The organism is Micromonospora citrea (genome assembly GCF_049629545.1).
Classification (GTDB): Bacteria; Actinomycetota; Actinomycetes; order Mycobacteriales; family Micromonosporaceae; genus Micromonospora; species Micromonospora citrea_A.
Map to the genome: position 1 here is coordinate 13,960 of NZ_JBNADX010000041.1, position 20,104 is coordinate 34,063.

Here is a 20,104-nt window from a genome sequence, read left to right on the forward strand (position 1 = left end):
TTACCCAGGGGTAGCGTCGTGTGCACGTCCGATTTACCGGCCGGTGCCCGGCACCGGGGTGTCAGTCGCCGGTTAGCACCCTCGGGTCGTCATCATCGTCGTCGATGTCGTCCTCACCCCAGTTGCGGCGGGCGAACGGCAGGAACACCCAGAAGGTGAGGAACCACAGCGCGGTGATCCCGCTGAGCACGAAGGCGATGCCCCGGTCGAGCACGAAGTCGGTGATCAGCAGCACCGCGCTGACCATCGAGATCAGCATGAAGGCGAGGCCGCCACTGGCCATCCGGTGCGCGAAGCGGACCAGCTCCGGCTTGCGCCCCTGGCGGAAGAGCGCGCGGTGGAAGGCGACCGGCGAGATGATCATCGCGGTGGCGGCAGCCGCGGCCAACAGCGCGACGATGTAGACGTCCTTCTGGAAGCCGCTGGTCCGGTCGAACCCGGCGCTGAACGGCAGGGTGAGCAGGAAGGCGAAGAGGATCTGCACGCCGGTCTGCGCGACCCGCAACTCCTGGAGCAGGTCGGCGAAGTTGCGCTGCCAGCGCTGCTTCTCGGATTCCTTCGACACGCGCTACCTCCGGATGAGACGGTACCGCCGGCCGGGCCGCGCCCGCCGGCAGCAACGCCTTTGCCCCCAGGCGTCGCGCGCGAAACCGACTCACGATGGCGCCCTCCGTTCGCGACTGCGGGGCTCACTCCTCGCGCTCACGCACCCCGGCGGATCCGGCCGGCGTACCGGGCCTCCAGCGCGGCGTTGTGCTCGTCGCCGCCGGTGATGTTGGCCGACAGGTAGACCGGGGGCCGCACCCCGGCCGCGAGCAGCCGGGCCACCGTCTCGACCACGATCTGCTGGGCAAGCAGGGCCGCCGTGATCGAGGAGACCGCGCCGACCGCACCGCCGTCGGGCAGCGGCAGGGTCGCGTCGCCGTACGGGGCGCCGTTGTCCAGCACCACGTCGGCGAAGTCGGCGAGCTTGCGGCCGGACGGGTGCCGGGAGGTCATCCGGGCCGAGTGGCGGGCCGAGGTGATCGCGACCAACCCGTGGCCACGCTCCTTGGCCAGGGAGGCGAACTCGACCATCGCCCCGTTGACGCCGGAGTTGGAGGCGAGCACGAACACGTCGGTGGGGCGTACCGGGGCCAGTTCGTAGAGCCGGTGCGCCACGGCGGGATCGCGTTCCAGGTGCGGGCCGAGGATGCCGACCGGTTCACCACCGAGCAGCACCAGGTCGCGCAGCGCGATCCGGTTCGTCGGCACCAGGCCGCCGGCCCGCCCGGCGATCTCCATGGCGAGGGCCTCGGAGTGGCCGGTGCCGAAGGCGTGGATCACGCCGTCGGCCCGCAGCGCCGCGGCCAGCAGGTCGGCCGCCCGGCCCACCGCCTCCCGCTGGTCGGCGGCCACCCGGCCGATCGTCTGCGTGACCACGGCCAGGTAGTCCTCGGCGCTCACCGTCATGCGTCCTCCGTCCGTTCGTCACCGCCACCGCAGCCGGCCCGACGGACGCGGTCGCGTCGACGTGCCGGCTGCCGGGATACGGCCTCAGGCCAGCCCGCGCACCCGGGCCAGGATCGCCTCGGCCAGCGGGCCCGGCGCACGATCGGGGATCCAGTGGGTGACCCCGGCCAGCTCCACGAAACGGTACTCACCGGCGACGTGGCGGGCGCACGCCTCGGCGGCGGTCCGGCCGATGGCGAAGTCCTTGTCGCTCCAGACGTACGTGGTGGGCACGGTGACCGTCCCGATCCGGCCCAGGTCCGAGTTGGACATCGCCCGGTACCAGTTCAACGCGGCGGTCAGCGCGCCCGGCTCGCGCATCGGCTCGGCGTACCGGGCGACCCGCCGGGCGTCGCCGAGACCGGAGATCATCCGGCGCAGCACGGCCGCCCGGCCGGCGAGCAGCACCTTCTCCGCCGTGCCCCGCTGCCGGAACAGCACCATGTACGACGAGCGAGCCTTCTGCTGCCGGTCGTGGGCCAGGGCGTGGCCGAAGGCGCCCGGGTGCGGCACGGAGACGGCGGTCAACGTGCGGACCCGCTCCGGGTGGTCCGCCGCGAGTCCCCAGCCGACGGCGGAGCCCCAGTCGTGCCCGACCACGTGCGCGGCGTCGACGCCGAGCGCGTCGAGCACCGCCACCGCGTCGGCGACCAGCTCCGGCATCCGGTACGCCGACACCTCGGCCGGACGTGCCCCCGGCGAGTAGCCCCGCTGGTCCAGCGCGTACGTACGCAGCCCCGCGGCGTGCAGCGCGGGTGTCACCTCGTCCCACTCCCCGCCGTTCTGGGGGAATCCGTGCAGCAGGAGGACGGGCTCGCCGCCCTCCGGGCCGCCGGTGCGTACCTCGAACGTCAGTCCTCGCGCCTCGACCCGCATGGTCGACACCCTACCGAGCCGGCCGTCGGCCGGCTTCTTCCGTCGGGCCGCCGACGGCGGTCGGCTGGGCCGTCGCCGCAGGTCGGTGCTAGCGTCTGAGCGAGACAACTTCACATCCGACAGGGGAGCGCACAGCGCTGAGAGTGCGGGCACCACCCGCAGACCCTCGAACCTGATCTGGGTAATGCCAGCGCAGGGAGTTCGGTCGACCTCCAGCCGCGCCGCCGTCCGGTCCCACCGGGCGCGGCGTGCGTCTTCTCCTGGTTCTCCACCGTTGAACTGGGAGCGATCATGGACCACACCACCACCCACCGGTGGCGCACCCTCGACATCGTCATCGCGGCGGTGCTCGGGGTCGCCTTCGGCGTCATCTTCTGGGCCTGGGGCCTGCTCTGGAACGGCCCGGCGGACGCGATCCCGCTGCCCGGGCGGGCCGCCATCTACGGCGTCTGGCTGGTGCCGGCCATCCTCGGCGGGCTGATCATCCGCAAGCCGGGGGCCGCCTTCTTCACCCTCACCGTGGCCGCGCTGGTGTCGGTGGCGCTGGGCAGCAGCTGGGGCTGGACGCTGGTGATCCAGGGCCCGCTGGAGGCGGCCGCCGCGGAGCTCGCCTTCGCCGCGTTCGCGTACCGCAACTTCCGGCTGCCTGTCGCGCTGCTGGCGGCGACCCTGGCCGGGCTGGCCGCCGCGCTCTACGACGTCTTCGTCTGGTACCCGGAGACGGCGTGGGGCAGCTTCCGGCTCCCCTACATCCTGATCACCGCCGCCAGCTCCCTGGTGGTGGCCGGCTTCGGCGCCGTCGCCCTGACCCGCGCCCTCGCCGACACCGGCGTCCTCGACCGCTTCCCCGCCGGCCGCGAACGCCCCGCCGTCTGACCGCCCCCGACGAACACGGGTCGATCATGAAGTTGACGGCGACGTGGCTCGCGGACACCGCCGCCAACTTCATGATCACCGAGCAGCGGACGGAGGGAGGGGCGGCGTGGGGGCGGTGACGCTGCGGGGGTTCGGGTGGCGGCATGCCGGACGTAGACGCTGGGCGTTGCGCGGGGTGGACCTGCGGGTCGAGGCGGGCGAACGGGTGCTGCTGCTGGGGCCGTCGGGCGCCGGCAAGAGCACCCTGCTGGCCGCCCTGGCCGGGCTGCTGCCGGAGGACTCCGGCGAGCAGGAGGGCACCGTCGAGATCGACGGCCTCGACCCGCGCAAGGCCCGCGAGCGGGTCGGCATCGTCTTCCAGGACCCGGAGTCGCAGCTGGTGATGGCCCGCTGCGGGGACGACGTCGCGTTCGGGCTGGAGAACCGTGGGGTGCCGACCGACGAGATCTGGCCCCGGGTGGACGAGGCGCTGCGCCGGGTCGGGTTCCCGTACCACCGGGACCGGGCCACCGCCGCCCTCTCCGGCGGCGAGCAGCAGCGCCTCGCCCTGGCCGGCGCGCTCGTGCTGCGCCCCGGGCTGCTGCTGCTCGACGAGCCGACCGCCAACCTCGACCCGGCCGGCGGTGAGCTGGTCCGGCGGGCGGTCGCCGGCGCGCTGGACGCCGACACCACCCTGATCCTGGTCGAGCACCGGGTGGCCGACGCGCTGCCACTGGTCGACCGGGTGGTGGTGCTGGAGCCCGGCGGCGGGGTGCGCGCGGACGGCCCGCCGGAAGCGGTCTTCGCCGCGTACGGCGACGCGCTGGCCGACGAGGGCGTCTGGGTGCCCGGCCACCCGATCCCACCCCGGCACGCCACCGCGCCGGCCGGGGAGGCGTTGCTCGCCGCCGAGCGGCTCGCGCTGCCGCCCCGGCTGGCCGCCACCGACCTTCAGGTACGCGCCGGCGAGGCGCTCGCCGTCCTCGGCCCGAACGGGGCCGGCAAGTCCACCCTGGCCCTGCTGCTCGGTGGGCTGCTGCGCCCCGGCGCCGGGCGGGTCGTCGCCACCGCAACGCTGGCCGACCGGGACGCGGGCACTGCCCCGCACCGCTGGCGGGCGCCCGCGCTGGCCCGCCGGATCGGCTCGGTCTTCCAGGACCCGGAGCACCAGTTCGTCACCGGCACCGTCCACGACGAACTGGCGCTCGGCCCGCGCCGCACCGGCCAGCCGGAGCCGGCGGTGAAGGCCACCGTGGACGCGCTGCTGGACCGGTTGCGGCTGGTGAAGCTGGCCGGGGCGAACCCGTACACCCTCTCCGGCGGGGAGGCGCGGCGGCTGAGCGTGGCGACCGCCCTGGCCACCGCGCCGCGCCTGCTCATCTGCGACGAGCCCACCTTCGGCCAGGACCGGCGGACCTGGCACGAACTGGTCGACCTCTTCGCCGACCTGCGCGACGCGGGGCACGGCGTCGTCACGGTCACCCACGACGCGGACTTCGTCGCCGCGCTCGCCGACCGCACCGTCACCCTGCGCCGCCCCGAGGTCCGCCCGTGATCAGCCTGGAACCCGTCGCCGCGCCGGGCGCGCCGCTGGCCCGGCGCAATCCGGTGGCGAAGCTCGCCGCGGCGCTGGTCTTCTCCGTCGTCATGGTCGCCACCCTCGATCCGGTCGCGCCGGCCATCGCGATCGCCGTCGAACTGGCCCTGCTGCCGCTGTTCGGGATCCGGTACCGGGTGCTGGCCCGGCGGGCGCTGCCGCTGCTGGTCAGCGGGGTCGGGATCGTGGTCACCCTGGTGCTCTTCGCCGCGGACCGCTCCGGCCGGGTGCTGCTGGACGCCGGGCCGCTGCTGGTCACCTCGGGGGTGCTGGTCACCGCGCTGGGCCTGGCGCTGCGGATGTTCGCGGTGGCCCTGCCCGGGATCATCGTCTTCGCCACCACCGACCCGACCGACCTGGCCGACGCGCTGGTCCAGAACGCCAAGGCGCCGGCCCGGTTCGCGATCGGCGCGCTGGCGGCGTTCCGGCTGGTGCCGCTGCTCGGCCAGGAGTGGCAGATGATCGAGATGGCCCGCCGGGCGCGGGGCGTGGACGCCGGCCGCAACCCGGTGGCCCGGCTGCGGTTGTTCGTCTCGACGGCGTTCGCCCTGCTGGTGGGCGCGATCCGGCGGGGCACCCGGCTCGCGGTGGCGATGGACGCCCGCGGCTTCGACGCCGGCACCCCGCGTACGGTCGCCCGCCGGCAGCACTTCGGCACGGCGGACGGCCTGCTGGTCGCCGGGGCGGCGGTGCTGGCCGGGGCGGCGCTGGCGGTCAGCGTCGCGCTCGGCACCTTCCGTCCCCTGATCGGCTGACCCCGGCGGCCCGGCGGGCACCGCCGGGGGCACCGCTGACCGCTCCCGGCCGGCCACCGTGGCACGCCACGGGCCGCCGGCCGGGAGCCGGACCGCAGGGCCGGTCAGCTGCGCCGGAAGGCGTACCGGCGGGTCTGCCCCCGGGCGGCGGTCGAGCCGCGGCGGACCTCCGACCGCGACGGCGGCGGGACCAGGGTCGGCCGGGCGACGCCGGACGAACCGGCGTCGTCGGCGAGGGTGACCGGGGTGGTGGGCGTCACGGTGGACGCGGCGAGGTCCGCCACGCTCACCTGCACCTCGGACCGGGACTTCTTCGGACTGCGCTTGGCGGGCATACGCTGCCTCCTTCTGTGGACGGACCGCGCCACCGCACGGGGCGGACGGTCGACGGGCGGGACGGCCCGGGCGACCGCAGCGGAAGGACCACGACGAGGTGGTGGTGCGCGGACGCCCGGAACTCACGGACCCGCGGCGGCGACAGCGGCGGCGGGTCGGGCTCTCGAAGAGGGGCGTCAGATGCGCATACCGGCACGCTAACCCATCGCCCCGGCGGGCGCACCCGGTTTTGTCGCCACCCGCGCACCCCGCCGAGCCGGGAGGACCGCCACCGCCCGCCGCGCGGCGCTCACGCAGCGTCCCCGGCCCGGGTCGGGCACGATACGGTCGCAGCACGACAGGCGTACCAGAAGGGCGGACACGGATGGCTCAGCAGGCGACGGCGCAGATCGGGGTCACGGGGCTGGCGGTGATGGGTCGCAACCTGGCCCGGAACCTGGCCCGCAACGGCTTCACCGTGGCGGTGCACAACCGCTCGCCGGAGCGCACCCGCAGTCTCGTCGCCGAACACGGCGACGAGGGCACCTTCGTGCCGTCGGAGTCCCTCGCCGACTTCGTCGCCACGCTGGAACGGCCCCGCGCCGTGATCGTGATGGTCAAGGCCGGCGCGCCCACCGACGCGGTCATCGACGAGCTGGTCCCGCTGCTTCAGGAGGGGGACATCGTCGTCGACGCCGGCAACGCGCACTTCGCCGACACCCGACGCCGGGAGGAGGCGCTGCGCGAGCACGGGCTGCATTTCGTCGGCACCGGCGTCTCCGGCGGCGAGGAGGGCGCGCTGCGCGGCCCGAGCATCATGCCGGGCGGCTCCGCCGAGTCGTACGCGAAGCTCGGCCCGATCTTCGAGAAGATCGCCGCGCAGGTGGACGGCGCCCCGTGCTGCCGGCACGTCGGCCCGGACGGCGCCGGCCACTTCGTCAAGATGGTCCACAACGGCATCGAGTACGCCGACATGCAGCTCATCGCGGAGGCGTACGACCTGCTGCGGGCCGGGCTGTCGGCGAGCCCGGCGGAGATCGCGGAGATCTTCCGGGAGTGGAACACCGGCGAGCTGGAGTCGTTCCTCATCGAGATCACCGCCGACGTGCTGGCGCACACCGACGCGGCGACCGGCCGCGCGTTCGTCGACGTGGTGCTCGACCAGGCCGAGCAGAAGGGCACCGGCCGCTGGACCGTGCAGAGCGCGCTGGACCTGGGCATCCCGATCACCGGCATCGCCGAGGCGACCTTCGCCCGCTCGCTGTCCGGTCACGCCGGGCAGCGGGAGGCCGCCCGGGGGGCGTTCGGCGACGCGGGCGAGAAGTGGCAGGTCGAGGACCGGGAGACCTTCGTCGAGGATGTGCGGCGCGCGCTGCTCTCCAGCAAGATCGTCGCGTACGCCCAGGGCTTCGACCACATCCGCGCCGGCAGCCGCGAGTACGACTGGGACATCGACCTGGGCGGCACCGCCACCATCTGGCGGGGCGGCTGCATCATCCGGGCCCGCTTCCTGGACCGCATCCGCGAGGCGTACGACGCGCAGCCGGAGCTGCCGACGCTGCTGGTCGCGCCGTACTTCGCCGACGCGGTGAGCGACGGCGTGCCGAGCTGGCGGCGGGTGGTCGTGGACGCGGCCCGGGCCGGCGTGCCCACCCCGGCGTTCTCCTCGTCGCTGGCGTACTTCGACGGGCTGCGCGCCGAGCGGCTGCCGGCCGCCCTGATCCAGGGCCTGCGCGACAACTTCGGCGCGCACACCTACCACCGGGTCGACCGGCCGGGCTCGTTCCACACCCTCTGGGCCGGCGACCGCGCCGAAGTGCAGGGCTGAGCGGGCTGCGGCGGGGTGTTGGGCCCTGCCCCCTCCCCACCCCCCCCCCGCGACCCCCGTGCCGGGGGTCACCAGGCCCGTTGTGTCTCCTCCGGCGGGGTCGGCGCCCAGCCCGCGGCCGGTTCACCGGCGGCCAGCTCGCCGATCTCGCCGGAGCGCACGGCCGGGGTGTGCCCCAGCTCGGCGCAGTACCGCTCGGCGACCCCGGCGCAGACGTCGACGACCCGCGTCCGCTGCGCGGCGTCGACCAGTCCCGCGCCGGCCAGCGCGGCGGTCATCTCGTACCGGAGATCCCGCATGTCCACCCCCGTGGCGGGCGCGTCCGCCCCGGCACGCCCTCACGCCGATCGTATGCGCCGGCGGGGCCCGGCCCGCCGTGAACGCGTCGACGCCGTCCCCGTACCGGGGACGGCGTCGACGTCGGTGCTCACCAGAACCGGCGACGCTTGGCCTTCTGCGGGCGCAGCATGTCGGCGCCCTTGGACAGCAGGCGGCTCACGCCGGTGGGGCCACGCCGGGCCTCCAGCGAGTGGCTGAGCCGACGGGCGCCGGCCGCCGCCAGCGGCACGGCGACCGCCATGACCGCCCACTGGGCAATCCGCTTCTGAATCATGTGGGTTCACCTCCGCGATCGGCTGCTGGAGAGGTGTTACCCCAGGTCCGAGATCGCCAATCGTGACCGGCACGACCATCAGGCCCACGGGTGACCGTCAGGACGGCGGGGCGACCGGGTTGGGCAGCGCCCCACCGAAGCGGCGGTCCCGCTGCGCGTACAGCTCGCAGGCGTACCAGAGGTGGCGGCGGTCGAAGTCGGGCCAGAGGGTGTCGAGGAAGACCAGCTCGGCGTACGCGGTCTGCCAGAGCAGGAAGTTGGAGATCCGCTCCTCGCCGGAGGGGCGCAGGAAGAGGTCCACCTCGGGGATCTCCGGGTGGTAGAGGTACTTCGCCACGGTCTTCTCGGTGACCTTCGCCGGATCGAGCCGGCCGGCGGCCACGTCCCGGGCGATCGCGGCGGCGGCGTCGGCGATCTCCGCCTGCCCGCCGTAGTTGACGCAGAACTGCAGGGTCAGCGTCGAGTTGCCCCGGGACATCTCCTCGGCGGTCTGCAACTCGGAGATGACACTCTTCCACAGCCGGCCGGCCCGCCCGGACCACACCACCCGTACACCCAGCTCGACGAGCTGGTCGCGGCGGCGGCGGATGACGTCCCGGTTGAAGCCCATCAGGAAGCGGACCTCGTCGGGCGAGCGCCGCCAGTTCTCGGTGGAGAACGCGTACGCCGACAGGTAGGGGATGCCCAGCTCGATCGCGCCTTCGATGGTGTCGAAGAGGCTGTGCTCCCCCGCCTCGTGACCCTTGGTGCGGGGCAGGCCGCGCTCCTTGGCCCACCGGCCGTTGCCGTCCATCACCACCGCGACGTGCTTCGGCAGCGCCTCGGCGGGCAGCGTCGGCGGCCGGGCGCCCGTCGGGTGCGGCGTCGGCGGCACCGGCTCACGCCGGCCGGCCCTCATCGATCGGATCACTCGGTCATCTCCCTGCTCACGCCGTCCACGCCGGCCCCGGCGCCACGCGGGGGCGGGACCGGGCCGGCCGCGCCACCGCCCGGTGGCGGGACCACGCCGGCCGCCGGGGCACCCCGGTCGACCAGCGGCAGCGAGCGTAGCGCGCGTTCCAGGTGCCACTGCAGGTGCGCCGCGACCAGGCCGCTGCACTCCCGGCGTACGCCGGTCTCGGTGGCGTCCGCGACCTGCCAGTCGCCGCTGGTCAGCGCGGACATCAGGTCGATGGTGGTCGGGGCGGGGTGGGCCGCGCCGGGAGGCCGGCAGTCCGGGCAGACCGCGCCCCCGGCCGGGACGGAGAAGGCCCGGTGCCGCCCCGGCGTGCCGCAGACCGCGCAGGCGGTCAACGCCGGCGCCCAGCCGGCGAGCGCCATCCCGCGCAGCAGGTACGCGTCGAGTACCAGGGTGGTGGCGTGTTCGCCCCGGGCGAGGGCCTTCAGCGCGCCGAGGGTGAGCTGGAACAGCCGCAGCGAGGGCTCCCGCTCGACGGGGGTGAGCCGCTCGGCGGTCTCGGCGATCGCGCTGGCCGCCGTGTAACGGGGGTAGTCGCCGAGGAACCGCTTGCCGTAGAGGTCGATCCCCTCGACCTGGCTGACGGTGTGCAGCGAGCTGCCCTGGTTGCCCTTCGGGTCGCCAGCGAGCTGGAGGTCGACGTGGCCGAACGGCTCCAGCCGGGCGCCGAACCTGCTGCTGGTGCGCCGTACGCCCCGGGCCACCGCGCGCAGCCGGCCGTGCCGGCGGGTCAGCAGGGTGATGATCCGGTCGGACTCGCCCAGCTTCTGCACACGCAGCACCACCGCGTCGTCGCGGTAGAGCTGTCGGCGGTACCCGGCCATCGGGTCATTCTCCCTCGGGGTGGGAAATCAGGGTCGGATCGGGGTGGACCGGGGACGCGTCCCCGATGCGCGGCGCGGGGGACCGACCGTAGGTTGCTGACCATGGCTCTCCCCCGTACCGCCGTCGCCCTGGGCGCGGCCGCCACCCTGATCCTCGCCGCCGGGTGTGACACGCTCTCCTTCCGCCAGCTGGACTTCGACCAGACCGAGACCGCGCGGATCGGCACGATCACGGTGCGGCCGGGCGCGGGGGACGTGGTGGTGCGGGGAACCGGCCCGGCAACCGAGGTACGCATCAAGCGGGTGCTGCGCTACCAGGGCGACCAGCCCGACCGCACGTACGAGATCCGGGGCGACGAGCTGGTGCTGGACGCCGACTGCGGCCCCCGCTGCTCGGTGTCGTACGAGGTGACCGCCCCGGAGGGGGTCCGGGTGCGGGGCGAGACCGGCTCGGGCAACGTCGAGCTGTCCAGGGTCGGCGCGGTGGAGTTCACGTTGGGCTCCGGCAACATCCGGGTCGCCACCGCCGGCGGTCCGGTGCAGGCCGAGACCGGCTCCGGCGACATCGAGGTGTCGGCGGTCCCCGCCCCGGTCACGCTGCGGGCCTCCTCCGGCAACATCACCGGCGTACGCCTCGGCGGTGAGGTGGACGCCGAGGCCAGCTCCGGCAACGTCACGATCGAACTGGACCGCCCGGTCGCGGCCCGGGCGCACGCCTCCAGCGGTGACGTGGAGCTGCTGGTGCCCGACGGCCGGTACCGGGTCCGGTCCCACACCGGGTCCGGTGACGCCGAGCTGGGCGTGCCGGACGACCCGGGCGCGTCGGTGCTGCTGGACGTGAGCACGGGCAGCGGCAACGTCACGGTCAACCGACGCTGAGGTCGACCGTGCCCGCTTCGGGGGACCGGGGCACGGGCACCACCGCCCGTGCCCCGGTGCGGGCCCACGCCGGCCCGGCCGGGGCGACCGCCGCTCTCGTCGGAGCGGCCGCCGGACCGGTCGGAGCGGCCGCCGGGCGGCGTACGGGTGTCGCGGGGCGACGGCCGCCGGGGATCAGTTCCGGGCGTCGGCGGGCGGCCACGTCCTCCACCCAGCCGACCAGCAGGGTGACCACGCCGACCAGCAGGAAGACGAGCAGCACCCGGACGGCGAGCCCGATCGGGTCCCGGTCGGACCAGCCGACCAGGCCGACCATCGGGGTGAGCGCCACCACGAACGACATGTGCCAGAGATAGACGGTGAGGGCGCGCCGGTTCAGCACGGTCACCAGCCGGCCGAGCGCGGGGCTGCGGTCCACCCAGGCGGCGGCGGTCGGCGCCCGGCCGATCACCAGCAGGATGAACGCCGCCGACCAGAGCGCGTTGCCGAGCGGGATGTCGTTCAGGTCGTATCCGCGCGGGCCGGGATGGGTGAGGATCCAGGCGCCGCCGGCCGTGCCGACGGCGAGCGCGGTGGGCACCAGGACCCGGTCGGCGAGGCGCCGCAGCAGGCCGTCGTGATGGGCGAACCCCAGCAGCCAGGCGCCGAAGTAGAGGCCGAAGTGCCGCAGGGCGACGGACGCGGTCGGCAGCATGCCGAGTTCGATGGCGACGAGCAGCGCGTACGGGGCGAGCAGGGTGGGCAGCGGGGCCCGCCGGAACAGCCACAGCGCAAGCGGTGAGACGAGCACGAACCACAGGTAGTCCCGCAGGTACCAGATCGGGCTGAGCGCCAGCGCCCCCCAGTGGTTGGCCGGGGGGTCGGCGACCGGGAAGAGCCAGAGCAGCACCCTCGGGCCGAACGCCAGCCCGGTCAGCAGCATCGCCGGCACGAAGACGGCCGCCACCACCCAGAGCGAGGGCAGCAGCCGGCGCAGGCGGCGCGGCACCGCGCGTACCCCGGAGCGGTCCAGGGAGGCCGCCATCAGCGACCCGGCGAGGGCGAACATGATCGACATCGCCGGGAAGATCAGGGTCAACGCGGCCAGTCCGGTGACGTGGTAGACCACGACCCGGGCGATGGCCAGGGCACGGAGCAGGTCCAGATATCGGTTACGCATCAGCCTGCATCTATGTCAGGGGCGGCAGTCGAACGTCCCCTACCCTGCGACCCACTTCGGCCAAACCCGCAGCCCGGCCCACCGAGAAGTGAAACTTCCCATATGTCGGCCAGCCCCGCCGCACCGCCTCAACCGGCGGTCGAGCGCCTCACCCAGGGCTCGCCGAGCGGCCAGTCGCAGAAGACCCCGCCGAGCAGCCCGGACGTCCGACGCTCGTCCTCGGTGGCCAGCACCGGGACGGCGTACGCCTCGGCGTCGTCCTGCGGGTCGTACCCAATCTCCCGGGCCTCGGCCAGCGACCACCACCGCCGGCTGTTGGCGCTGACCCCCCACAGCACCCGGAAACCGTTGACCCCGGTGGTCAGGCAGGCGGACACCAGCCGGGCGCAGTCGTCCGGGGAGAGCCAGGTGTCCAGGCCACGCAGGCCGGGCGGCCGGTCGAAGCAGGCGCCGATCCGCAGCGCGAACACGGTCATCGCATACCGGTCGGCGTAGAGGCTGCCGAGGGCCTCCACGGCGGCCTTGCTCCAGCCGTAGTAGCCGTCCGGGCGGGGGAAGGCGTCGGCCGGGACGCCGTCCGGGCCGTGCGGGGCGGGCACCCCGCCACCGACGCCGCCGGCCACCGGGGGCCCCGCGGCGTCGTCCCGGTAGAAGCCGACGGCGTGGTTGGACGAGGCCAGCACCACCCGGGGCACGCCCGCGAGCCGGGCCGCCTCCAGCAGGGTACGGGTGCCCTCGACGTTGACCCGCAGGATGTCCTCCCAGCGGTCCTCGCTGCTCAGGGCGGCCAGGTGCACCACGGCGTCGACCCCGGCGCAGGACCGCCCGACCGCGTCGGCGTCACCCAGCCCGGCGCGGACGATCTCCACCGGCTCGCCCGGCCCGGCCGGCTCCTGCTCCCGCTCGTCGAAGAGGCGCAGCACCAGCCCGGGGCCGGCCAGCCTGGGCCGCAGCATCCGGCCGATCCGGCCGGCCGCGCCGGTGACCAGCACCCGTCGCGGCGCACCGGCGGACGCCGCCCCCGCCGACATCAGAAGCCGAGCTTGCGCAACTGCTTCGGATCCCGCTGCCAGTCCTTCGCCACCCGCACGTGCAGGTCCAGGTAGACCCGGGTGCCGAGCAGCTCCTCGATCTGCTTGCGGGCGCGGGTGCCGACGTCCTTGAGCCGACCGGCCCGGTGCCCGATCACGATCGCCTTCTGGCTGGACCGCTCGACGTAGACGTCGGCGTAGATCTTCATGAGCTGCCCCTCGGGGATCATCTCCTCGACGACCACCGCGATCGAGTGCGGCAGCTCGTCGCGCACCCCCTCCAGGGCCGCCTCCCGGATCAGCTCGGCGACCAGCACCTGCTCCGGGTCGTCGGTGAGCATGTCGTCCGGGTAGAGCTGCGGCGACGGCGGCAGGTAGCCGGTCATCACGTCGACCAGGGTGTCGAGCTGGTGCCCGGAGACCGCGCTGACCGGCACCACGTCGGCGAACTCGCCCAGCTCGCTGACCGCCAGCAACTGCTCGGCCAGCCGCTTCTTGTCCACCAGGTCGGTCTTGGTGACCACGGCGAGCACGGTCGCCTTCAGCTCGGCCAGCTCGCCGGTGATGAACCGGTCGCCCCGGCCGACCGGCTCGTCCGCCGGGATGCAGAGACCGATCACGTCGACCTCGCTCCAGGTGGAGCGGACCAGGTCGTTCAGGCGCTCGCCGAGCAGCGTACGGGGGCGGTGCAGGCCCGGGGTGTCGACCAGGACGAGCTGCGAGTCCGGACGGTGCAGCACGGCCCGGATGACGTGCCGGGTGGTCTGCGGCTTGTTCGAGGTGATCGCGATCTTCTGACCGACGATCGCGTTGGTCAGCGTCGACTTGCCCGCGTTGGGCCGACCGACGAAACAGGCGAACCCGGCCCGGTACGGACGACGGGTGGCGTCGGCGGTCACTCGACCACCGTGCCGAGCACCGTGCCGTCCGGCGCGGCGACGTGGATCGGCGCGTCGGCGGAGAGGTCCCGCACCGCGGCGTGCCCCGCCCCGTCCAGCGTCGACGCCTCGGTCACCACCACCGCCGCCTCCAGCCGGCTGGCCCCCGCCGCCACGGCGGAGGCGACCGCGAGCTGCAGCGCGGTGATGGTCAGCGACGGCAGCGCGACGCTGGCCGCGGCGTACGTCCGGCCGTCCTGGTCGCGGACCGCCGCGCCCTCCACGGCGCCCACCCGGCCCCGGGCGCCCCGGGCCAGGACGACCAGCTTGCCGTCCTCGGCGCTCAGTTCCGCCGGGTCGGACGGGGTGGGCCGGGCGGCCGGTACGGCGGCTGACTCAGGCATCGGCGGGTTGCCTCTCCTCGGTTCTGGTCTGGTTGTCACGGGATCCGGTGGACCCGGCCCCCTCCGGTTCGTCACCCGGTGCGACCCGGCTGACCAGCACCGTGTCTATCCGGTTGCGCCGGCCGGTGGTGCCCTCGGCGAGCAGCCGGAGCCCGGCCACCTCGGCGTGGGCGCCGGGGATCGGCACCCGGCCCAGGGACTGGGCCAGCAGGCCGCCGACGGTCTCCACCTCGTCGGTGGGCAGGTCGGTGTCGAACAGCTCGCCGAGATTCTCCACCGGGAGCCGGGCGGTGACCCGCACCGACCCGTCCTCCAGGTGCTCGACCGGCGGGCGCTCGACATCGTACTCGTCGGTGATCTCGCCGACGATCTCCTCCAGGATGTCCTCGATGGTGACCAGACCGCCGGTGCCGCCGTACTCGTCGACGACGATGACCAGGTGGTTGCGGGCGGCCTGCATCTCCGAGAGCAGGTCGTCGACCGGCTTGGACTCGGGCACGAAGGTCGCCGGACGCATCAGCTCCGCGACCGGGGTCTGATGGTCGCGCGGGTCACCGCCACGGGTGCGCCGGATCAGGTCCTTGAGGTAGAGCACGCCGAGCACGTCGTCGACGCTCTCGCCGATCACCGGGATCCGCGAGAACCCGGAACGCAGGAAGAGGGTGAGCGCCTGGGAGAGGGTCTTGCCCTCCTCTATCCACACCATCTCCGTACGCGGCACCATCACCTCACGGGCGATGGTGTCGCCGAGGGCGAAGACCGAGTGGATCATCTGCCGCTCGCCGTGCTCCACGACGCCCCGCTGCTCGGCCAGGTCGACCAGTTCCCGCAGCTCGACCTGGGTGGCGAACGGCCCCTCCCGGAAGCCGCGCCCCGGGGTGACCGCGTTGCCGATCAGGATCAGCAGCGAGGCGAGCGGGTTGAGCGCGCGGCCGAGCCAGCGCACCAGCGGCGCGACCGCCCGGCCCACGGCGTACGCGTGCTGCCGGCCGAGGGTACGCGGCGCGACACCGACGACCACGAAGCTGACCACGGTCATCGCCCCGGCGGTGATCAGCGCCGCCCGCCAGCCGGCGCCGAAGGTGTCCACCGCGACCAGCGCCACCAGCGTGGTGGCGGTCAGCTCGGCGAGCAGCCGGAGCAGCAGCAGCAGGTTGAGGTGGCGGACCACGTCACCGGCGACGGCCTGGAGGGTACGCGCGCCGCGCGCCCCGTCCCTGGCCAGCTCGGCGGCGCGGGCCGGGGAGACGGCGGCGAGCGCCGCCTCGGTCATCGCGATCAGGCCGGCGAGCACCACCAGCCCCGCCGCGAAGAAGATCAACTGGAGGTCGGGCAGGCCGGCTGTCGGACCGGCCGCGATAGTGTCCATCACCGGGACCGGGTCGACCGCCAGCTGGCCAGCAGTCGGGCCTGGAGCCCGAACATCTCGCGCTCCTCCTCCGGCTCGGCGTGGTCGTACCCGAGCAGGTGCAGCACACCGTGCACGGTGAGCAGGTGCAGCTCGTCGGCGGCGGTGTGGCCGGCGGCGGCGGCCTGCTTGGCGGCCACCTCCGGGCAGAGCACGATGTCACCGAGCAGGGCCGGCTCGCCGCCGGCCGGGGCGCTCTCCCCGGGGCCGTGGTCGACGCTGCCCTCGTCCATCGGGAAGGCGAGCACGTCGGTCGGCCCGTCACCGCCCATCCAGCGGTGGTTCAGCTCGGTCATGTACTCGATGTCGACCAGCAGCACGGAGAGCTCGGCGAGGGGGTTGACCCCCATCTCGTCGAGGGCGTGCCGGGCTACGGCGAGCACGGCGTCGGTGTCGACCTCGACACCGGACTCATTGGCGATCTCGATGGACAACTGTCTTCCTCTGGTCTTAGCGGCGCCGGCCGGCCCGGCCGCCCTGGGCGGTCCGCCCGGGCACGGCGTGCACGCTCTGCGCCTGCTGGTTCTCCCGCTCGGCGTCCCAGCGGGCGTACGCGTCGACGATCTCCCCCACCAGCTTGTGCCGGACCACGTCCGAGCTGGAGAGCTGGGCGAAGTGCACGTCCTCGACGTTCTCCAGGATCTCCCGGACCACCCGCAGGCCGCTGGTCGTCCCGCCGGGGAGGTCCACCTGGGTGACGTCACCGGTCACCACGATCTTGGAGTTGAAGCCGAGCCGGGTGAGGAACATCTTCATCTGCTCGGGCGTGGTGTTCTGCGCCTCGTCCAGGATGATGAACGCGCTGTTCAAGGTTCTTCCGCGCATGTATGCCAGCGGCGCCACCTCGATCGTCCCGGCCGCCATCAGCTTGGGGATGGACTCCGGGTCGAGCATGTCGTGCAGCGCGTCGTAGAGCGGACGCAGGTACGGGTCGATCTTCTCGTTGAGGGTGCCGGGCAGGAAGCCCAGCCGCTCCCCCGCCTCGACCGCCGGCCGGGTCAGGATGATCCGGTCGACCTGCTTGGCCTGCAACGCCTGGACGGCCTTCGCCATCGCCAGGTAGGTCTTGCCGGTGCCGGCGGGGCCGATGCCGAAGACGATGGTGTGCGCGTCGATCGCGTCGACGTACTTCTTCTGCCCGAGCGTCTTGGGGCGGATGGTGCGCCCGCGCCGGGAGAGGATGTTGAGGGTGAGGACCTCGGCGGGCCGCTCGGCGCCGCCCTGTTCGAGCATGCCGACGGTACGCCGTACGGCGTCAGTGGTCAGGGTCTCGCCTTTCTCGATCAGTTCGAGCAGCTCGCTGAAGAGGCGCTCGGCGAGGGCGTTGTCCGCGGGCGCGCCGGTGATGGTGATCTCGTTGCCGCGCACGTGCACGTCACTGTCGACCGAGCGTTCGACGAGGCGCAGGATCTCGTCGCCCGCGCCGAGCAGGTTCACCATGATCTTGGAGTCAGGGACCGTGATCCTGGTCTGCACCCGGGGCGGGCCGGGAGGTGGGGTGCCGGTCATAGGTCGGGCCGTGGGGCCCTGTGCCACCTGCTTCCGATCTCGGTGCCGGCCCTGCTGGCGCGGCGTGCGGACGTTGCACCCATGGTATCGGGTCGACAGCGGCGGCACCGCGCCCATTTCCGCCCGCCGGAGCACGCCCCGGCCACCCCACCCGGGCCCGGTCAGCCCGCGCGGAAGTCGTACCGGTCGAAGGTCTCCTGGTGCCGGGTGAACCGGTACGTCGCCCAGTGCATCCGCACCACCGTGCCGTGTTCGTCCCGGGTCAGCCGCAGCAGCTCGCCGACCTCCCGGCCGGAGACCGTGCGGAACACGTCGGACCGCTCCGGCAGTGGCGCGAACACTGCGGGTGGCCGGCCCGCCGGGTCGTCCGCGCCCCGAGCCCGCAGCGTCCCGTCGTGCCAGCTGAAGACGTACTCGAAACCCTCGCCCCACCAGCGGCCCAGCATCCCGCGCAGCGGACCCGGCGCGGGCTCGCCCGGCCGCCAGGGCTCGATCGCCGCCGGGTCGTGCTCGGCGGCGGCGGCGAGCAGCCGGTGCGGCAGCTCGAGGACCTCGGCGGCCGTGCCGGAGGAGCCGAGCACCGCGCAGCCCATCGCGCCGGCCGTGCCGTCGCCACCGCGCCGGCCGTAGACCGCGGCCAGGAAGCCCGGCATCGCACCGTCGTGCCCCACGTGCACCACCCGGTCCGGGTACGGCAGGAGGATCAGGCCGAGGCCGAAGCCGGCCGCCCAGGACGTCTCGTCGGTGGTGGTGAGCGGCCAACGCATCTCGTCGACGGTGCTCGGGGCGAGCACCGCGCCGGTCGGGTCCAACGCGGCCGGGTCGGCCAGGAACGCCGCCCACCGGGCCATGTCGGTCGCGGTGCTCCAGAGCTGGGCGGCCGGGCCGACCGCGCCGAAGTCCGTCGGCGGCTCCGGGTGCGCCTCGTCGGAGTACGCGTCGACCAGGAACCCGGTCGCCGCCGTCGGCCCCGGGGTGACCGAGGTGGCGGACAGCCCCAGCGGGGTCAGCACCCGCTCGGTGAGCACCTCCGCCCAGGTGCCGCCGCGCCGTTCGCCGACCAGCCGGCCGAGCAGGGCCATGCCGAGGTTTGAGTAGTGGTAGCGCCGCCCGGTGGGCAGCACCCGCTCCACCCGGGCCAGGTCGGCGACCAGTTCGTCGACGTTCGGGGCGCGCAGGGTGTCCCAGACGTCCCCGTACGGCTCGCGTTGCAGGCCGGCGGTGTGCGACAGCAGGCGGCGGACGGTCAGGTCGCCGTGCGCGGGCAGGTCGAGGTGCCGGCCGATCGGGTCGTCGAGGTCGAGCAGCCCGTCGTCGCGGCACTGCATCACCAGCACCGAGGTGAAGGTCTTGGTCACCGAGCCGATCCGGAACCGGGTCTGCGGGCCGAGCGTGGTGTCGTCGCCGGTGCCGCCGACCTCGCAGGTCCAGAGCGGGCGGTCCGCCCGGTGCAGGGCCGCGGCGAGGGCGGGCACCCGGGCCTGCGCCTGGACCCGGCGAACCATCCGCTCCAGCCGGTCCTGCGCACCCCTCACGCGACGCCCCGGGCGAGCATCGGACCCAGCGGGGCGCCACCCAGCAGGTGCGCGTGCACGTGGAAGACCTCTTGGCCGCCGTACGCGCCGGTGTTGAACATCAGCCGGAAGCCGTCCCCGAGCAGCCCCTCGTCCTCGGCCACCGCGGCGGCCGTGGCCAGCAGCTCACCGGCGAGCGCCGGGTCGCCCTGCCCCAGGGTGGCCACGTCGGCGTAGTGCTCCTTGGGGATGACCAGCACGTGCACCGGGGCCTTCGGGTCGATGTCGCGGAAGGCGAGGGTGGTGGCGGTCTCCCGGACGATGGTGGCCGGGATCTCCCCGGCGACGATGCGGCAGAACAGGCAGTCGGATCCCATCGGGGCATGGTAAGTCGTCGCCAGGCATGATGTGCCGCGTGACTTCACGGGCGGTACTGGTGACGGGAGCCTCGCGCGGCATCGGGCGCGCGGTGGCAGGGGTGTTCGCGGCCGGCGGTGACCGGGTGGCGATCCACCACCGGGACTCCGCCGAGGCGGCCGAGGCGGTCCGCGCCGGGCTGCCCGGAGACGGGCACGTGGTGGTCCGCGCCGACCTGACCGACCCGGACGCGGTCCGCGCGATGGTGGACGAGGCGGCCGAGCGGCTCGGTGGGCTCGACGTGCTGGTGAACAACGCCGGCGTGTACGGCGAACGGGACGCCCCGCACCCGGTCTTCGGCACCTCGTACGAGCAGTGGCAGCGGCGCTGGCGGCAGGTGCTGGAGACGAACCTGACCGGGGCCGCCAACGTCACCTGGTGCGCCGCGCAGCACCTGCGCGTACGCGGCGGCCGGATCGTGAACGTCTCGTCGCGGGGCGCGTTCCGGGGCGAGCCCGAGCAGCCCGCGTACGGCGCCAGCAAGGCCGGGCTGAACGCCCTCGGCCAGTCCCTCGCCGTGGCGCTGGCCCCGTACGGCATCGCGGTGGCCACCGTCGCGCCCGGCTTCGTCGAGACCGACATGACCACCGAGCACCTCGCCGGCGAGCGGGGCGAGGCGATCCGGGCGCAGAGCCCGTTCCACCGGGTGGCCCGCCCCGAGGAGATCGCCGCCGCCGTGCACTGGCTGGCCGCCCCCGAGTCGCAGTGGGCCTCCGGCACCATCCTCGACCTCAACGGCGCCTCCTACCTCCGCACCTAACTCCCCCCACCCCACCCCACCCTGCCCCCACCC

At 74.2% G+C, this 20,104-nt stretch carries 23 protein-coding genes and 1 riboswitch; of the genes, 6 read left to right on the forward strand and 17 right to left on the reverse strand.

Annotation, left to right across the window (positions count from 1 at the left end; translation table 11 throughout):
- Window positions 1-61 precede the first annotated feature (61 nt).
- The 3 genes from ACPFP2_RS28445 to ACPFP2_RS28455 all read right to left on the reverse strand — a co-directional run bounded on the left by ACPFP2_RS28445 (window position 62) and on the right by ACPFP2_RS28455 (window position 2,367).
- The gene (locus tag ACPFP2_RS28445; RefSeq protein ID WP_424093107.1) at window positions 62-565 is read right to left on the reverse strand and encodes a DUF6328 family protein; all 504 of its coding nucleotides are present in this window, start codon (window positions 563-565) and stop codon (window positions 62-64) included.
- A gap of 137 nt (window positions 566-702) precedes the next feature.
- The gene (locus tag ACPFP2_RS28450) at window positions 703-1,452 is read right to left on the reverse strand and encodes a sugar isomerase domain-containing protein (protein WP_424093108.1); all 750 of its coding nucleotides are present in this window, start codon (window positions 1,450-1,452) and stop codon (window positions 703-705) included.
- Window positions 1,453-1,536: 84 nt separating this feature from the next.
- Window positions 1,537-2,367, reverse strand: a complete 831-nt coding sequence (locus ACPFP2_RS28455) for an alpha/beta fold hydrolase (RefSeq protein ID WP_424093110.1) — start codon at window positions 2,365-2,367, stop codon at window positions 1,537-1,539.
- Window positions 2,368-2,478: 111 nt separating this feature from the next.
- A riboswitch (TPP riboswitch) is annotated at window positions 2,479-2,584 on the forward strand.
- A gap of 74 nt (window positions 2,585-2,658) precedes the next feature.
- On the opposite strand from ACPFP2_RS28455, the gene ACPFP2_RS28460 reads away from it, so the two are divergent.
- From ACPFP2_RS28460 to ACPFP2_RS28470, 3 genes are all read left to right on the forward strand, one after another.
- On the forward strand, window positions 2,659-3,243 hold the full coding sequence (locus tag ACPFP2_RS28460) for an ECF transporter S component (protein WP_424093112.1): 585 nt from the start codon (window positions 2,659-2,661) through the stop codon (window positions 3,241-3,243).
- Window positions 3,244-3,349: 106 nt separating this feature from the next.
- Window positions 3,350-4,777, forward strand: a complete 1,428-nt coding sequence (locus ACPFP2_RS28465; RefSeq protein WP_424093114.1) for an ABC transporter ATP-binding protein — start codon at window positions 3,350-3,352, stop codon at window positions 4,775-4,777.
- Entirely contained in the window at window positions 4,774-5,574 is an 801-nt protein-coding gene (locus ACPFP2_RS28470) for an energy-coupling factor transporter transmembrane component T family protein (RefSeq protein ID WP_424093116.1), read from the forward strand. Before ACPFP2_RS28465 ends, ACPFP2_RS28470 begins: the two co-directional genes overlap by 4 nt.
- A gap of 104 nt (window positions 5,575-5,678) precedes the next feature.
- Here the strand turns inward: ACPFP2_RS28470 and ACPFP2_RS28475 are convergent, their stop codons facing one another.
- Window positions 5,679-5,909 carry a hypothetical protein gene (locus ACPFP2_RS28475; RefSeq protein WP_424093118.1) on the reverse strand — a complete coding sequence of 77 codons (231 nt, stop codon included), beginning with the start codon at window positions 5,907-5,909 and terminating at the stop codon, window positions 5,679-5,681.
- A gap of 365 nt (window positions 5,910-6,274) precedes the next feature.
- Here ACPFP2_RS28475 and gndA point away from each other — a divergent pair, with 365 nt between their 5' ends.
- Window positions 6,275-7,717, forward strand: a complete 1,443-nt coding sequence (gene gndA / locus ACPFP2_RS28480) for an NADP-dependent phosphogluconate dehydrogenase (RefSeq protein WP_424093120.1) — start codon at window positions 6,275-6,277, stop codon at window positions 7,715-7,717.
- 68 nt (window positions 7,718-7,785) lie between these two features.
- On the opposite strand, the gene ACPFP2_RS28485 is transcribed toward gndA, so the two are convergent.
- The 4 genes from ACPFP2_RS28485 to recO all read right to left on the reverse strand — a co-directional run bounded on the left by ACPFP2_RS28485 (window position 7,786) and on the right by recO (window position 10,112).
- Entirely contained in the window at window positions 7,786-8,016 is a 231-nt protein-coding gene (locus ACPFP2_RS28485) for a thioredoxin reductase (RefSeq protein WP_424093121.1), read from the reverse strand.
- 128 nt (window positions 8,017-8,144) lie between these two features.
- On the reverse strand, window positions 8,145-8,330 hold the full coding sequence (locus tag ACPFP2_RS28490; RefSeq protein WP_396875299.1) for a hypothetical protein: 186 nt from the start codon (window positions 8,328-8,330) through the stop codon (window positions 8,145-8,147).
- 97 nt (window positions 8,331-8,427) lie between these two features.
- Complete coding sequence (locus tag ACPFP2_RS28495) at window positions 8,428-9,228, reverse strand: isoprenyl transferase (RefSeq protein WP_424093146.1); 801 nt, start codon at window positions 9,226-9,228, stop codon at window positions 8,428-8,430.
- An 8-nt stretch (window positions 9,229-9,236) separates the two neighbouring features.
- The gene (gene recO, locus ACPFP2_RS28500; RefSeq protein ID WP_424093123.1) at window positions 9,237-10,112 is read right to left on the reverse strand and encodes a DNA repair protein RecO; all 876 of its coding nucleotides are present in this window, start codon (window positions 10,110-10,112) and stop codon (window positions 9,237-9,239) included.
- 102 nt (window positions 10,113-10,214) lie between these two features.
- Between recO and ACPFP2_RS28505 the strand changes: the two genes are divergently transcribed.
- Window positions 10,215-10,991, forward strand: a complete 777-nt coding sequence (locus ACPFP2_RS28505) for a DUF4097 family beta strand repeat-containing protein (RefSeq protein ID WP_424093125.1) — start codon at window positions 10,215-10,217, stop codon at window positions 10,989-10,991.
- Here ACPFP2_RS28505 and ACPFP2_RS28510 read toward each other — a convergent pair.
- From ACPFP2_RS28510 to ACPFP2_RS28550, 9 genes are all read right to left on the reverse strand, one after another.
- Window positions 10,978-12,150, reverse strand: a complete 1,173-nt coding sequence (locus ACPFP2_RS28510; protein ID WP_424093127.1) for an acyltransferase family protein — start codon at window positions 12,148-12,150, stop codon at window positions 10,978-10,980. The two genes, ACPFP2_RS28505 and ACPFP2_RS28510, sit on opposite strands and share 14 nt — an antisense overlap.
- 128 nt (window positions 12,151-12,278) lie before the next feature.
- A complete protein-coding gene (locus tag ACPFP2_RS28515) occupies window positions 12,279-13,181 on the reverse strand; it encodes an NAD-dependent epimerase/dehydratase family protein (RefSeq protein ID WP_424093129.1) in 903 nt (300 codons plus the stop codon).
- Complete coding sequence (era, locus tag ACPFP2_RS28520; RefSeq protein WP_424093131.1) at window positions 13,181-14,080, reverse strand: GTPase Era; 900 nt, start codon at window positions 14,078-14,080, stop codon at window positions 13,181-13,183. Before era ends, ACPFP2_RS28515 begins: the two co-directional genes overlap by 1 nt.
- Entirely contained in the window at window positions 14,077-14,463 is a 387-nt protein-coding gene (locus ACPFP2_RS28525) for a cytidine deaminase (RefSeq protein ID WP_424093133.1), read from the reverse strand. The genes era and ACPFP2_RS28525 overlap by 4 nt, the downstream gene beginning before the upstream one ends.
- Entirely contained in the window at window positions 14,456-15,856 is a 1,401-nt protein-coding gene (locus tag ACPFP2_RS28530; protein ID WP_424093148.1) for a hemolysin family protein, read from the reverse strand. Before ACPFP2_RS28530 ends, ACPFP2_RS28525 begins: the two co-directional genes overlap by 8 nt.
- Window positions 15,832-16,305, reverse strand: a complete 474-nt coding sequence (ybeY, locus tag ACPFP2_RS28535) for an rRNA maturation RNase YbeY (RefSeq protein ID WP_424093135.1) — start codon at window positions 16,303-16,305, stop codon at window positions 15,832-15,834. The genes ACPFP2_RS28530 and ybeY overlap by 25 nt, the downstream gene beginning before the upstream one ends.
- A gap of 16 nt (window positions 16,306-16,321) precedes the next feature.
- On the reverse strand, window positions 16,322-17,380 hold the full coding sequence (locus ACPFP2_RS28540; protein ID WP_424093136.1) for a PhoH family protein: 1,059 nt from the start codon (window positions 17,378-17,380) through the stop codon (window positions 16,322-16,324).
- A 161-nt stretch (window positions 17,381-17,541) separates the two neighbouring features.
- Window positions 17,542-18,885 (reverse strand): serine hydrolase domain-containing protein, encoded by a 1,344-nt coding sequence (locus ACPFP2_RS28545; RefSeq protein ID WP_424093150.1) that lies wholly within the window; start codon window positions 18,883-18,885, stop codon window positions 17,542-17,544.
- Between the two features lie 26 nt (window positions 18,886-18,911).
- Window positions 18,912-19,271: a histidine triad nucleotide-binding protein gene (locus ACPFP2_RS28550; protein ID WP_424093138.1), complete on the reverse strand. Its 360-nt coding sequence runs from the start codon at window positions 19,269-19,271 to the stop codon at window positions 18,912-18,914.
- Between the two features lie 38 nt (window positions 19,272-19,309).
- Here ACPFP2_RS28550 and ACPFP2_RS28555 point away from each other — a divergent pair, with 38 nt between their 5' ends.
- Window positions 19,310-20,071: an SDR family NAD(P)-dependent oxidoreductase gene (locus ACPFP2_RS28555; protein ID WP_424093140.1), complete on the forward strand. Its 762-nt coding sequence runs from the start codon at window positions 19,310-19,312 to the stop codon at window positions 20,069-20,071.
- The last annotated feature ends 33 nt before the right edge of the window (window positions 20,072-20,104 follow it).

Bases quoted from the DNA above. Each gene is read 5' to 3' on its own strand.
- ACPFP2_RS28450 (WP_424093108.1), bottom strand. From the start codon at position 1,452: ATGACGGTGAGCGCCGAGGACTACCTGGCCGTGGTCACGCAGACGATC.
- ACPFP2_RS28455 (WP_424093110.1), bottom strand. From the start codon at position 2,367: ATGCGGGTCGAGGCGCGAGGACTGACGTTCGAGGTACGCACCGGCGGC.
- ACPFP2_RS28460 (WP_424093112.1), top strand. From the start codon at position 2,659: ATGGACCACACCACCACCCACCGGTGGCGCACCCTCGACATCGTCATC.
- ACPFP2_RS28475 (WP_424093118.1), bottom strand. From the start codon at position 5,909: ATGCCCGCCAAGCGCAGTCCGAAGAAGTCCCGGTCCGAGGTGCAGGTG.
- gndA (WP_424093120.1), top strand. From the start codon at position 6,275: ATGGCTCAGCAGGCGACGGCGCAGATCGGGGTCACGGGGCTGGCGGTG.
- ACPFP2_RS28485 (WP_424093121.1), bottom strand. From the start codon at position 8,016: ATGCGGGATCTCCGGTACGAGATGACCGCCGCGCTGGCCGGCGCGGGA.
- ACPFP2_RS28490 (WP_396875299.1), bottom strand. From the start codon at position 8,330: ATGATTCAGAAGCGGATTGCCCAGTGGGCGGTCATGGCGGTCGCCGTG.
- ACPFP2_RS28495 (WP_424093146.1), bottom strand. From the start codon at position 9,228: ATGAGGGCCGGCCGGCGTGAGCCGGTGCCGCCGACGCCGCACCCGACG.
- recO (WP_424093123.1), bottom strand. From the start codon at position 10,112: ATGGCCGGGTACCGCCGACAGCTCTACCGCGACGACGCGGTGGTGCTG.
- ACPFP2_RS28505 (WP_424093125.1), top strand. From the start codon at position 10,215: ATGGCTCTCCCCCGTACCGCCGTCGCCCTGGGCGCGGCCGCCACCCTG.
- ACPFP2_RS28510 (WP_424093127.1), bottom strand. From the start codon at position 12,150: ATGCGTAACCGATATCTGGACCTGCTCCGTGCCCTGGCCATCGCCCGG.
- ACPFP2_RS28515 (WP_424093129.1), bottom strand. From the start codon at position 13,181: ATGTCGGCGGGGGCGGCGTCCGCCGGTGCGCCGCGACGGGTGCTGGTC.
- ACPFP2_RS28525 (WP_424093133.1), bottom strand. From the start codon at position 14,463: ATGCCTGAGTCAGCCGCCGTACCGGCCGCCCGGCCCACCCCGTCCGAC.
- ACPFP2_RS28540 (WP_424093136.1), bottom strand. From the start codon at position 17,380: ATGACCGGCACCCCACCTCCCGGCCCGCCCCGGGTGCAGACCAGGATC.
- ACPFP2_RS28545 (WP_424093150.1), bottom strand. From the start codon at position 18,885: ATGGTTCGCCGGGTCCAGGCGCAGGCCCGGGTGCCCGCCCTCGCCGCG.
- ACPFP2_RS28550 (WP_424093138.1), bottom strand. From the start codon at position 19,271: ATGGGATCCGACTGCCTGTTCTGCCGCATCGTCGCCGGGGAGATCCCG.